Raw genomic sequence first — 12,357 nt, 5'->3', positions numbered from 1 at the left:
GCCTTGATTGGGCGTGTTGGCGCCTTACTCCAGCACCACCTCGAGGTCGAGGTGGCACAACCTGCGATAGATCTCGTCCTTGCTGTCGCGCACTGCATGGTTCTGCGGCAGGAGCTCGCAGCAGTTGTGCAGCAAACGCAGCACATCCAGGGCGAGATCGGGTTCCCACTCGCCGAGACCGGAGGCTTGCAGCGTCTGGTCGAGCGATTCGAGTTGGGTCTTGGCCAGGTCGTACTTCTTCGCGGCGAAGCACAGGCGGGCCAGGGTCAGTTGCCAGAAGAAACGCTCGCGGCCGCCACGGGCACGCGACATGCCTTGCTTGAGCTGTTGCACGGCGGCTTTCAGGCCGTCCTTGCGCAGCCCGGGTAGCACCTGCTGCAGGGCTTCCTCCCAGGGCGGTGTGGCACCCTGCTCGCTGGCAACTGGCTTCTTCTCCACTTCCGGCGCCTGCAGGTGCGGCAGCACGTGGGCGCCGATCCAGGCACGGGTTTCGGCGTCGGCGAAGGGCACGCCGTCGTGAAAACGCAGCTCGTCCAGACCGGGAACACGCTGCAGGAACAGGGCGAACTGGATTTCCACCTCGCGCATGGCCTGTTCGGCCTTGAGCTCCTGCAGGCATTCCCAGACCAAGCGCTGGCCGTCGAGCCAGAACGGCGCACGGGCGATGCTGGCTTCGAGGTCAGCGAGCAAATCGGCATAGGCGCCCTGGGCGAAGCGCTCCTTGTAGGACGCCAGCTTGTCGGCTGGCAGGCCGCGCAGGGCGGTGATCTGTTCGGCGTTACGCTCGGGCAGCGACTCGATGGGCAGCCACAGCAGGGTGCGCGCCAGGCGCAGCGGCTTGAGGTCGGTGGCCTTGTTCTTCAGCCACCAGGCGCACAGCGGGCGAGCGGCATCCTGCTGGCTGCGCAGGGCCTTGTGCGCATCCTTCTCGCTTTCGATGGGGCCGCTGCCGGTGATGATCTGGGTAGCGACTTGCTTGACCTGGGCGATGGCAGCGCCGACTGTGCCCGGCTCGGCCTGGCCCTGGCTGGCGCGCTTGATCTGCTCGTCGAGGCGGCGGCACAGCGGCAGCAGCAGCGGCGAGTCCTCGCCGAGGTGGCTCGACAGGGCGGCTTCCAGACCGTGCAGGTGTTCGGCCAGGCGGCGAAACAGCGGCAGCTGTTCGCTGATCGGCACGTGTTCGGCCAGCGCCTGCTCCAGGCGCGGCAACAGCCAGTTGATGGCGGCAGTGCGGGTACGCGCCTTGCGCGGGTGCAACTCGTGCCAATGGTGCTCGCAAAGGTAGTGCAGCAGGTTCAGACCGGCCTGCAGGCCGGCGAAGGATTCGCGCTGGAAAAGGCCCCAGGTCAGCCAGGTGGCGGCCCGCAAATCCTTGGACTGGGTGGTCAGCAGGTTCTCGCTGCCCTCGCGTACCTTCTGCCAGTCGATAGCGCCGGTTTCATGCAGCGACGAGGCCTTGCCCAGCTCGGTTTCCAGCATTTCGTATTCGCTGGAATAACGCACGTCTTCACCGGCGAAGTTCCCTTCATTAATAGGGGATTTGGCCAGATTGAGATAATGAGCGGTGAGCTTGCTGGAGTACGTCATTCCATGACTCGACTATTAAAGTGGGCAACTTCCGCGAAATCTCATATCGCCGCTATGGCTTAGAGAAAACATCGCAGTGCGCAACTTTTTGCGCAGTTGTTTGTGCAACAAATTGCGCAAGATCCTTATAGGTCGGGCATCCTAGCCCCATGACCCGAGGTGAGCAACCGCCCAAAGTGTGAAACACCTAACATTCGTCGACATCTTTCAAATTATTACCGGAACGCTAGAGCCGACTATTTGTCTCGCACTTAGGACAAGTTGTTATCGATGTTTTGCGTTTCAGATAAGCCCTTGGATAGTTGTAAGAAATTACTTACTAGCAAATTAGTGGCGCATCACACTTACTGGCGCATTGATATTATTTTTTGTGATGCCAGCCACTGTCCAGAGAGCTGGCTTTATGCCAGGACAGCCAGCCAGCTCAGCGCCTGTCAGTTCAGCAGAGGCTCGCTGGACAGGCGCAGCTCCAGACGATGCCGCTCGTCGGCTTTCAGTTGCAGGACATCCTCAAGCACATTGGCCGTCTCGATGCAGAGCATGTTCTGCCAGGCGTCGTCGGGAAATTGCGAGAGGCGCTTGGCCTTGTCGACCCACGGATTCCACAGCACGGCCGAACGTGAACCACGGGCATCCAGATGGATGCGCCGCCCCCAGCCGGGGTCGACGATACTCAGCCGCGCGGGGGTATCGAGGTAGATGCGATCCGTCTCGGCGCTGAATCCCAGTTCGTCCTGCTGACGCAGCTCCTGCCAGTCCAACAGGGTGTCGAGGTAACGACAGGCCTGCAGCCCCTCGACGCTGACCTGGCGCACGTCGCTGACGGCGAAGTAGCTGTGCAGCGCCTGGCTCAGGGTCAGGGGCGTGTCACCGCGATTGTGGGTTTCCAGGCTCATGCTGAGATCCTGCGCCAGACGCACGACGAAGGTCAGGCCGACGTCCCTGGGCCAGCCGTCCAGCGGCTGATTACGCGTGTCATAGGCAAAGCGCAGAGTGACAGTGTCGTCCTCCTCGTCGATGCCCAGCAGCTCCCAGTCCAGCGCTCGCACCAGGCCGTGGGCCGGCGCCTGCTCCTGATGGTAGTGCGCCTGCACGGCCTGCGGATTGCGCCGCAGGTCACCGAACCAGGGCCAGCACACCGGCACACCACCACGCACGCTTTGGCCACGTTGGTAGGCCGCATCCGGGCTTAGCCAGATCAGCGGCGGCTGCTCGCCCTGCTGGTAACTGAGAATCTGCGCACCCTGCTGGGCCACCAGCAATTCGCTGTCGGCGGCACGAATGCGCCAGCAGACCAGTTGATCCAGTTCCACGCGTTCGACTTGGGCGGTGCTCATGACGACCTCTCGCTGAGATAGATGACAGATAGTGTGACAACGCAAAAAGCAAAACGCCCATCACAAGGACGGGCGTTTTGCCAAACCAGCCAGCGATACTTATTTGCCGTAGACCTGCTCCGGCAGCCAGGTGATCAGCCCGGGGAAGATGTAGGCGATTACCAGCAGCAGAATCTGGATCAGGATGAACGGCACGACACCCTTGTAGATGGTGCTGGTGGGAATGCTCGCCGGCGTCACGCCACGCAGATAGAACAGCGCGAAGCCGAATGGCGGAGTGAGGAAGGACGTCTGCAGGTTCAGTGCGATCATCACGCCGAGCCAGATCGGATCGAGGCCCATGGCCAGCAGCACCGGCCCGACGATCGGTACCACCACGAAGGTGATCTCGATGAAGTCGAGAATGAAGCCGAGCAGGAAGATCACCAGCATCACCAGGAAGAACGCACCCAGCACGCCGCCTGGCAACTGGGCGAACACGTCCTCGATCAATGCCTCACCGCCGAAGCCACGGAACACCAGCGAGAACAGCGAAGCACCGATCAGGATCATGAAGACCATGGCACTGATTTCGGTGGTGCCGTAGGCCACTTCCTTGAGCTGGCCAAAGTTCAGCTTGCCCTTGCTGAAAGCCAGCAACATGGCGCCCACGGCACCCAATGCAGCAGCCTCGGTCGGCGTGGCATAACCGGCGAGGATCGAGCCCAGCACCGCGCCGATCAGGATCAGCGGCGGAATCAGCGCCTTGCCCAGCTTGCCCCACTCGATCGGACCCAGTTCCTCCTGCGGCAGCGCCGGCAGTTTCTTCGGCTGGAGGATGGCGACTGCGATGATGTAGACGATGTACAGGCCAACCAGCAGCAGCCCAGGAATCAGCGCGCCGACGAACAGGTCGCCGACCGATACGGTCTTCGGCGAGAAGATGCCCATCTTCAACTGTGCCTGCTGATAGGCGCTGGACATCACGTCACCCAGCAGCACCAGCACGATCGAGGGTGGAATGATCTGCCCCAAGGTGCCGGTAGCAGCCAGTGTCCCGGTGGAAATGGCCGGGTCGTAACCGCGGCGCAGCATGGTCGGCAGTGCCAGCAGGCCCATGGTCACCACGGTGGCACCGACGATACCGGTAGAAGCAGCCAGCAGAGCGCCGACCACGCACACGGAAATCGCCAGGCCGCCACGCAGGGTGCCGAACAGGCGCGACATGGACTCGAGCAAGTCCTCGGCCACCCGTGAACGTTCCAGCATCACCCCCATGAACACGAACAGCGGCACGGCGAGCATGGTCTGGTTGTTCATGATGCCGAACAGACGGTTCGGCAGGGCGCTGAGGTAACCGGGGTCGAAGGTGCCCGTGACGACGCCGATAGCGGCGAACAGCAGGGAAACGCCGGCCAGGGTGAACGCCACCGGGAAGCCGGCCATCAAGGCCACGCAAATACTGACGAACAGCAGAATCGCCATCAACTCAGCCATGTTTCACCTCCGGAGCCGGCAGGCGACCGCTGAAGACGTAGAGCGCCTTGATCAGATTGGAAATACCTTGCAGTACCAGGCTGATGACCAGTACCAGGATGATGCTTTTCTGCAGGTAGACGAATTTCAGCCCGCCAGACTCGCTGGAGGCTTCGAAGGTCGACCAGGCATTGCTGACGTAGTCCCAGCTGGCCCAACCGAGAAACAGCGCGACCGGCAGCAGGAACAGCAGGTTACCGAAAATCTCCACCAGCGCCTGACGGCGGCCGCTGAACTTCTGGTAGAAGATATCCACGCGCACGTGACCGTTGCGCTGCAGCACCCAGGACGCTGCGCCCATGAACACCAGTGCGTGAGCGTAAAGCACCGCCTCCTGCAGGGCTGTCGCGCCGATACCGAAACCGTAACGCAGTACCACGACGATGGTGGTACCGATCACCAAGAATACCGTCAGCCAGGCGCAGGCCTTGCCGAACCAGCTGTTGAGCGCATCGATCAGATATGCAAGAGCTAGGGGAAATGAAGGCTTGTCGGACATAGTGAGTCCTTTATCGTTATGAGTAGGAGACAGGACAGCAAGCCGGTTGGCTGCACGTCACGCCGCCCGCGTCCTTGTGAGCCGCAGGCCGGCGATTCTAGGCAGGCTACTGGTAATGCAGCAATGCCCGTACAACTTTAGTCGTATTAGCTAGGCTTGTAGGTCACGACCCCCTATGTTATTCACGCCCGGTCTACCTTCGGCGATCCCGTGGTAAGACCAATACAACAAGAAGGAGCATTGCATGAAACGTCGCGACATACTCGCCGCAGCGGGCGTAGGCCTTGCAGCAACCGCACTGGCTGGCTGTAAAGAAGATGCCAAGAGCGCCGCAGCACCCCAAGAGGGTTCGAGTTCCCAAACCTTCAACTGGAAGATGGTCACCTCCTGGCCGAAGAACTTTCCGGGCGTCGGCGTGGGGGCCGAGCGCTTCGCCAAGCTGGTCGAGGAAATGAGTAACGGCCGCCTGAAGGTCAAGGTGTACGCAGCAGGTGAACTGGTACCGGCACTGGAAGTGTTCGATGCAGTCTCCCGTGGTACCGCCGAGATGGGTCACGGCGCACCGTATTACTGGAAAGGCAAGGTCCCGGCTGCGCAGTTCTTCTGCGCCTCGCCATTCGGCCCCAACGCCCAGGAAATGAACGCCTGGCTGCACCGCGGTGGTGGTCAGCAGCTGTGGGAAGAGGTCTACAAACCCTTCGGCGTGCTGCCGATGGCCTGCGGCAACACCGGCGTGCAGACCGCTGGCTGGTTCAACAAGGAAATGAACTCGGTCGACGACTTCAAGGGCCTGAAGATGCGTACCCCGGGCCTGGGCGGCGAAGTGCTGACCAAGATGGGCGGCACCGTGGTCAACATGCCCGCCGGTGAAATCTTCACTGCCATGCAGACTGGCGCCATCGACGCCACCGAGTGGATCGGCCCATACAACGATCTGGCTCTCGGCCTGCACAAAGCAGCCAAGTACTACTACACCCCGGGCTGGCAGGAGCCGAGCGTTCTGTTCGAGCTGGACGTCAACATCAAGGCCTGGGAAACCCTGCCGCCGGACCTGCAAGCCATCGTTCGCGCTGCTGCTCGTGACGTCAACGGCGACATGCTCGACGATTACAACGCCAAGAACATGGAGGCCATGGAGCAACTCAAGGCCGACGGCGTGGAAGTTCGCCGCCTGCCGGACGAAGTCCTGGCCCGCCTGAAGGAAGTGGCGGCCGAGGTGGTCGATGCCAGCGCAGCGGCCGACCCGGCAGCAACCAAGGTGTGGGAACACCAGAAGGCCTACCTCAAGCGCCTGTACGAATACGCGGAAAGCAACGAGAAGGATATCTACAACATCCGCGGCTGATCGCTCAGCAAAACAAAACGCCGGCTTCTAGCCGGCGTTTTCGTTACTGCAGTTCGCGTTTGCGCTGGGTGAACGTCAACCGCGTCGCGGCGGGACCGGACGAGTGCGACCACTGCCGTCGATGGCGACGAACACGAATACCGCTTCGGTGACCTTGCGCCACTCGTTGGACAGCGGATCGTCGCTCCACACCTCGACCATCATCTGAATCGAACTGCGGCCGATCTCCAGTGCCTGGGTGTAGAACGAGAGCTGGGCGCCCACCGATACCGGTACCAGAAAGGCCATGCGATCGATGGCAACGGTCGCCACGCGGCCACCTGCGACCTTGCTCGCCATCGCGGTGCCGGCGAGATCCATCTGCGATACCAGCCAGCCACCGTAGATATCACCGAAACCATTGGTCTCGCGCGGCAACGCAGTGATCTGCAGGGCGAGGTCACCCTGGGGAATCGGGTCTTCCTGTTCGTAGTCGTTCATCGGTTCGAGACTCGCGGCGCGGTTGTTGTTCTGGGCGCGGAACCCGCATGGCACACGGGCGCAGCGAGTATACCGACTGTGCAGTCGACGAGCGACCACTCTGGCGGGGCGTAAAACGTCACAGCCCATGCGGGGTCGGGCAAAACGCACGACCGGGCAAACCTCGTTCGGGCAGTATGCCTGCCTCCTAAGACTTTATAAAAACGCAAACCAATGATTTACAAGGCTTTTATAAAAATAAAAAGTCTGGCACGGGTGATGCAACGTTCCCAGTGAGTGACCGGTCATGCACCGGTTGCAATACAGAACAAGGAAGAGACGGATAGCGCGCCATCCGCCTCCAACGCAACAGGAGAATCGCCATGTGGATAGTTGCTCTGGTGCTCGCCACCTTGCTGCTTCTGCTCAGCCTGACGCTCGCCAGCGTTGTACTGATTGGCCAGACCCTGTGCGCGAGCCGCAATACCGCCGAGCTGGAGCTGCCCACGGGCGCTGCGCCCCAGCCTCTGGACCCGAGCAACGCGCAAGACCCCTGGCCTGCCTGGGCCATTACCCACTGATCCATCGAGGAGAAACATCATGCTTAGTTGGGCAGTCACTTTCCTGATCATCGCCATCATCGCCGCAGTACTGGGCTTCGGTGGTATCGCCGGCACCGCTGCTGGTATCGCCAAGATCCTATTCGTGGTGTTCCTGGTGCTGTTCATCGTCTCGTTCGTCATGGGCCGCCGCCCGCGTCTTTAGGGAGAGATAGATGCAGTCGATTCACGCCATTGCCGCCGCCCTGCTGATGGGCGGCGCCCTGGCGGCTCAGGCCGCCGACCGCGACACCAGTTTCCATCCAGGCGAGTTGCTCACCAGCAACACCGAGTACCGCCAAGCCTGGCAGGACCTGGTAAAGGATGAAGAGCGCCTGCCGGACTGGCTGATCAATCTCAGCGGCCTTTCTACCCCCATGCAGGCAGTGGAAGCCGATAGTGATCGCTACCTGGTCGGCCAGGTCTGCGAAGCGCACAGATGTTTCGGCCAGCGCGCCTATGTCGCCTTCGAATGGGAAGACGACGAAGCCTACGCGCTGTACGTGCAGGTACCCGACGGCCTGCCCGAGGATCGCGCGCCCAGTGAACACGCCAGCCTGCGCTGGTTGGGCGACCCGGACGAGGAGGTCCAGCAGATGCTGATGGAACAGCTGCGCAGTGATCCCAACTGGTACTAGGCATGGTGCCCGCTTATCGAGGCTGGGAGCGAACTGACCGCCGAACAACCGCGTAACGGCAGTTTGCCGGACGTCCCATGGAATCGGGCGACGCGTTATCATCCCCCGCCAGAACGACGAGGGGGTACGGCATGCTCAATGGCCTGTGGCTGAGTTTTTTTCTGGTGGCAGCAGTCGCGGGCTTCTCCCGCTGGCTAATCGGCGATGACCCGGCGGTGTTCGGCGCCATGGTCGAGAGCCTGTTCGCCATGGCCAAGCTGTCGGTGGAAGTGATGGTGCTGCTGTTCGGCACCATGACCCTGTGGCTCGGCCTGCTGCGCATCGCCGAGCAAGCCGGCCTGGTGGATGCCCTGGCGCGCGTGCTGGGCCCACTGTTCGCGCGCCTGATGCCGGAAGTGCCGCGCGGCCATCCGGCGCTCGGGCTGATCACCATGAACTTCGCCGCCAACGGCCTGGGTCTGGACAATGCCGCCACGCCCATTGGCCTCAAGGCCATGCGCAGTCTGCAGGAGCTGAACCCGGACAAGCTCACCGCGAGCAACGCGCAGATTCTCTTTCTGGTGCTCAATGCCTCGTCGCTGACGCTACTACCGGTCTCTATCTTCATGTATCGCGTCCAGCAGGGTGCAGCCGACCCGACTCTGGTGTTCCTGCCCATCCTGCTGGCAACCAGTGCCTCGACCCTTGTCGGCCTGATCTCGGTAGCGCTGATGCAGCGCCTGCGCCTGTGGGATCCGGTGGTACTGGCCTACCTGATCCCAGGGGCGCTGCTGCTCGGTGGCTTCATGGCCCTGCTCGCCGGCCTCAGCGCCACCGCTCTGGCGGCGCTGTCATCGTTGCTCGGCAACCTGACCCTGTTCGGCGTGATTCTGGCCTTCCTGGTGGTCGGCGCACTGCGCAAGGTCAAGGTCTACGAGCAGTTCATCGAAGGCGCGCGCGAAGGCTTCGATATCGCCAAGAGCCTGCTGCCGTATCTGGTGGCGATGCTCTGCGCAATCGGCGTGCTGCGGGCTTCCGGCGCCCTGGAGTTCGGCCTCGACGGCATCCGCTGGATGGTGGAAACCTTCGGCTGGGACACCCGTTTCGTCGATGCACTGCCCACCGCCCTGGTCAAGCCGTTCTCCGGCAGTGCAGCGCGCGCCATGCTGATCGAGACCATGCAGACCCATGGCGTGGACAGCTTCCCAGCGTTAGCCGCGGCAACCGTCCAGGGCAGCACGGAAACCACTTTCTACGTGCTGGCGGTTTACTTCGGCGCAGTGGGTATCCAACGTGCTCGCCACGCCGTCGGCTGCGCTCTGCTGGCGGAGCTGGCGGGAGTGATCGCAGCGATCACCGTCACCTACTGGTTCTTCGGCTGATCATCTTCGCGCTGGGGCGGCTCAATCGGCACCCAACCCCAGCTTGTCGCCCGCCCAGCTCAGCAACGGATCGGTGTGCTGGTATTCACGCAACGCCAGCAGCTTGGGCGCGATGAACGCCTCGAAGTCCTCGGGCTGCTCGAAATACACCCCGGTGAAGATGGTGAACATCGACTTGTTGCCGACCGTGGCATAGAACAGGTTGCCCACCGGCTCGCCGTCCTGGGTAAGCAGCTTGAGGCTGGCGCGACTGGCCAGCTTGGTTTCCAGCGGCAGATCCTGCTGCACCAGCCCGCTGTCACGCAGGCCGAACGAGGCGCCGAACGTCTCGGCATAACTGGTCATCAGCGCATCAGCGGCGCGCGGATAGAGAGAGACACCGCTGTAGAGATAGAACCAGTCGCTGCCCTCGCTCTCAAAACTGAGGTCGATGCTGCGCGCAGCGTAGGTCACCAGCTTCTCGTAGTGCCCTTCGTCCGGCGCCTCGTAAGCGGCGAAATCCTCACCGCTGAGCAGCAGGCGGCGCTCCTCGGCAAGTGGCGGTTCGTTGTCGATGCAGCCGCCGAGCGACAGCGCGACGAACAACACCAGCATCATCCTGAACATGACTATCCTCCCTGAATAAGCGCGGCCAGCTTGCCTGATCCACGCCTCTGTGGCCAGCCGCAACCCTCGTGGCTGTGCGCGGCACCACAGCCTCCGTGCGCCTGGCGTAAATCGCCACGGCCGCTGGCGACTTCTGCCATTGTCAGCTGGCGGTCGTCTGCCTAGCCTGGCGTCGGTAAAAACCATAATCACAAGGCCTGCGTCTCAACGGGCCACGTCCGTCGCACCGGCGCTCTTCCGGTATTTGAACGGACCAGGGCGGACATCAGTATCCGCCGGGAGGCAATCATGCGCGTTCTGATCACCGGTGCTGCCGGCTTCATCGGCCATCAGCTGCTCGACGAACTGGCCATCCAGCACCCTGAATGGACACTGATCGCCGCAGACATCCGCCCCCTCGCCAGCCAAGGGCTGAAAGCCAACGTCGAGCCAGTGCTACTGGACATGGGCCGCCCGGCGCAGGTGCGTGCCTGCATCAGCGGCTGGAAACCGGATGCCATCGTCCATCTGGCCACGGTGATCCGCCCACCACGCGATATGACCGAAGCCCACCTGCACGCCATCGAAGTCGGTGGTACCCAATGCCTGGTCGATAGCGCACTCGCCAACGGTGTGCGCCAACTGGTGCTCACCAGCTCCGGTGCAGCTTACGGCTACGCCGCGGACAATGCCGAATGGATCGACGAAGATCAGCCGCTACGTGGCCACCCACATTTCGCCTACGCCAAGCACAAACTGGAAATCGAACAACTGTTGGCGCGCTACCGCAAGGAACATCCGCAGCTGCGTCAACTGGTGCTGCGCCCCGGCACCATCCTTGGCAAGCGCCTGAACAACCCGATCAGCGACCTGTTCAAGAAGCGCACGGTGCTGGGCGTGCTCGGCCACAGCAGCCGTTTCGTGTTCATCTGGGAGCAGGACGTGGTCGGCATCATCCGCCAGGGCCTGGAAAAGAACCGCGAAGGCATCTACAACCTGGCCGGCGATGGCGCGTTGGGCCTCAAGGAAATCGCCGAGATCCTCGGCAAACCCTACCGGCCGCTACCGGCGCCGCTGCTCAGCGGCGCGCTGCGCCTGCTCAAACCACTGGGGCTGAGCCAGTACGGCCCGGAGCAGCTGGATTTTCTGCGCTACCGACCTGTGCTGGCCAACCAGCGCCTGAAGGAGGAATTCGGCTACCAACCGCGCTATTCAAGCCGCGAAGCCTTCTACGCCTTCCTCGCCGCCCAGGGCATCAGCTACCACTCAAGCGAAAGCCAATCTTGAGCGTGACCTGGTAGTGACCCACCTTGCCATTCTCGATATGGCCACGGGTGTCGACGACCTCGAACCAGTCCATGTTGCGCACGCTCTTGGCGCATTCGGCCAAGGCGTTCTCGATGGCCTCCTCGATGCTGGTGCGGGACGAGCCGACGATCTCGATCTTCTTGTAGGTGTGGTGGTTGGACATGTCATTGCTCCACGGTGGCTTTACTACCAGCCTAGACCAGCAGCCAGAGCGCGCCCCCGAAATGACCTAAACCCGTAGCTCGCGCTCCAGCCAGCGCGCCAGTTGCTGAGCGCGGCCGTCCCGCGCGCGACCAGGCACCCACAACGCCAGGCGCGCCGACGTTTCGACGAAGCCCCAAGGCGCGACCAGGCGACCATCGGCCAGGTCGTCGGCTACCAGCATCTGCGGAGCTATAGCCACACCGAGGCCCGCCGCGGCGGCCTCCAGCAGATAGTAGAGATGTTCGAAGCCCTGCCCATGCTGCAGCTTGTGCGAGTCGAGCCCTTGCGCAAGGGCCCATTGCGGCCAGGCTTGGGGGCGCGACGCGGTATGTAGCAGCGGCTCATCCAGCAAGGCGGCCGCCGGCGCCGAACCGAGCTGCCCATAACTGGCGTAGCGTGGGCTCAGCACCGGGCCGATGCGCTCTACGCCCAGCTCGTACACCTGCATGTCCACCGGCCAGGGCGGGCTGGCGAAGCACAGGGTGGCATCCACTCCAGGGCGACGCGGGTCCAGTTCGCCCTCACTGGCGGATAACTGCAGGCGCAGTTCCGGTAACTCGCGATTGAGGCGATCCAGACGCGGGATAAACCAGCGTGCCAGCAGGCTGCCGGGGCAACCGAGGACGAAGGGTGCATCGTCCTGGCGCTGGCGCAGCTCGGCACAGACGCCACGCAGGCGCTCGAAGGCATCGCTTGCCGCATCACGCAGGCGCATGCCGGCATCGGTGAGTTTCACGCCGCGACCATCCTTGTCGAACAGGCTGACCCCAAGCTGTTCTTCCAATGCACGAATCTGCCGGCTGATCGCACCATGGGTAACATGCAGCTCCTCGCCCGCACGGCTGACACTCTGCAGACGAGCGGCGGCCTCAAAGGCGCGCAGGGCATTCAGCGGGGGCAGTTCTCGGCTCATTGACTTG

At 62.5% G+C, this 12,357-nt stretch carries 14 protein-coding genes; 6 read left to right on the top strand and 8 right to left on the bottom strand.

The annotated features are described in order from the left end of the window. Positions 1-24: 24 nt before the first annotated feature. The 4 genes from tssA to BLT86_RS19835 all read right to left on the bottom strand — a co-directional run bounded on the left by tssA (position 25) and on the right by BLT86_RS19835 (position 4,938). Complete coding sequence (gene tssA, locus BLT86_RS19850; protein WP_017676346.1) at positions 25-1,587, bottom strand: type VI secretion system protein TssA; 1,563 nt, start codon at positions 1,585-1,587, stop codon at positions 25-27. Positions 1,588-2,021: 434 nt separating this feature from the next. Next, positions 2,022-2,924: a D-hexose-6-phosphate mutarotase gene (locus tag BLT86_RS19845; RefSeq protein WP_017676345.1), complete on the bottom strand. Its 903-nt coding sequence runs from the start codon at positions 2,922-2,924 to the stop codon at positions 2,022-2,024. A gap of 99 nt (positions 2,925-3,023) precedes the next feature. After that, positions 3,024-4,400 (bottom strand): TRAP transporter large permease, encoded by a 1,377-nt coding sequence (locus BLT86_RS19840; RefSeq protein WP_017676344.1) that lies wholly within the window; start codon positions 4,398-4,400, stop codon positions 3,024-3,026. Continuing rightward, positions 4,393-4,938: a TRAP transporter small permease subunit gene (locus tag BLT86_RS19835; RefSeq protein ID WP_017676343.1), complete on the bottom strand. Its 546-nt coding sequence runs from the start codon at positions 4,936-4,938 to the stop codon at positions 4,393-4,395. The genes BLT86_RS19840 and BLT86_RS19835 overlap by 8 nt, the downstream gene beginning before the upstream one ends. Before the next feature lie 244 nt (positions 4,939-5,182). Here BLT86_RS19835 and BLT86_RS19830 point away from each other — a divergent pair, with 244 nt between their 5' ends. Then, a complete protein-coding gene (locus tag BLT86_RS19830) occupies positions 5,183-6,283 on the top strand; it encodes a TRAP transporter substrate-binding protein (RefSeq protein ID WP_017676342.1) in 1,101 nt (366 codons plus the stop codon). A gap of 75 nt (positions 6,284-6,358) precedes the next feature. Here the strand turns inward: BLT86_RS19830 and BLT86_RS19825 are convergent, their stop codons facing one another. Then, positions 6,359-6,763, bottom strand: coding sequence for an acyl-CoA thioesterase (locus tag BLT86_RS19825; protein WP_017676341.1), 405 nt, complete (start codon positions 6,761-6,763; stop codon positions 6,359-6,361). A gap of 362 nt (positions 6,764-7,125) precedes the next feature. Between BLT86_RS19825 and BLT86_RS19820 the strand changes: the two genes are divergently transcribed. The 4 genes from BLT86_RS19820 (at position 7,126) to BLT86_RS19805 (ending at position 9,340) form a co-directional block, all read left to right on the top strand. Continuing rightward, positions 7,126-7,323, top strand: a complete 198-nt coding sequence (locus BLT86_RS19820) for a hypothetical protein (RefSeq protein ID WP_017676340.1) — start codon at positions 7,126-7,128, stop codon at positions 7,321-7,323. A 19-nt stretch (positions 7,324-7,342) separates the two neighbouring features. Next, positions 7,343-7,507 carry a DUF1328 domain-containing protein gene (locus tag BLT86_RS19815; protein WP_017676339.1) on the top strand — a complete coding sequence of 55 codons (165 nt, stop codon included), beginning with the start codon at positions 7,343-7,345 and terminating at the stop codon, positions 7,505-7,507. Between the two features lie 10 nt (positions 7,508-7,517). Further along, entirely contained in the window at positions 7,518-7,979 is a 462-nt protein-coding gene (locus tag BLT86_RS19810; protein WP_017676338.1) for an inhibitor of vertebrate lysozyme family protein, read from the top strand. A 131-nt stretch (positions 7,980-8,110) separates the two neighbouring features. Further along, a complete protein-coding gene (locus BLT86_RS19805) occupies positions 8,111-9,340 on the top strand; it encodes a nucleoside recognition domain-containing protein (protein ID WP_017676337.1) in 1,230 nt (409 codons plus the stop codon). A gap of 21 nt (positions 9,341-9,361) precedes the next feature. Here the strand turns inward: BLT86_RS19805 and BLT86_RS19800 are convergent, their stop codons facing one another. Further along, entirely contained in the window at positions 9,362-9,946 is a 585-nt protein-coding gene (locus BLT86_RS19800) for a hypothetical protein (RefSeq protein ID WP_017676336.1), read from the bottom strand. 288 nt (positions 9,947-10,234) lie between these two features. On the opposite strand from BLT86_RS19800, the gene BLT86_RS19795 reads away from it, so the two are divergent. Beyond that, complete coding sequence (locus BLT86_RS19795; RefSeq protein WP_017676335.1) at positions 10,235-11,212, top strand: SDR family oxidoreductase; 978 nt, start codon at positions 10,235-10,237, stop codon at positions 11,210-11,212. Here BLT86_RS19795 and BLT86_RS19790 read toward each other — a convergent pair. Further along, positions 11,181-11,396: a dodecin gene (locus BLT86_RS19790; RefSeq protein WP_017676334.1), complete on the bottom strand. Its 216-nt coding sequence runs from the start codon at positions 11,394-11,396 to the stop codon at positions 11,181-11,183. The genes BLT86_RS19795 and BLT86_RS19790 overlap by 32 nt on opposite strands. A gap of 66 nt (positions 11,397-11,462) precedes the next feature. Continuing rightward, positions 11,463-12,350 (bottom strand): LysR family transcriptional regulator, encoded by an 888-nt coding sequence (locus tag BLT86_RS19785; RefSeq protein ID WP_017676333.1) that lies wholly within the window; start codon positions 12,348-12,350, stop codon positions 11,463-11,465. Positions 12,351-12,357: the final 7 nt, after the last annotated feature.

It is taken from the genome of Pseudomonas sihuiensis (genome assembly GCF_900106015.1).
Classification (GTDB): Bacteria; Pseudomonadota; Gammaproteobacteria; order Pseudomonadales; family Pseudomonadaceae; genus Aquipseudomonas; species Aquipseudomonas sihuiensis.
The sequence above is the reverse complement of the archived record's forward strand: the minus strand, read 5'-3'. Positions and strand labels throughout refer to the sequence as shown.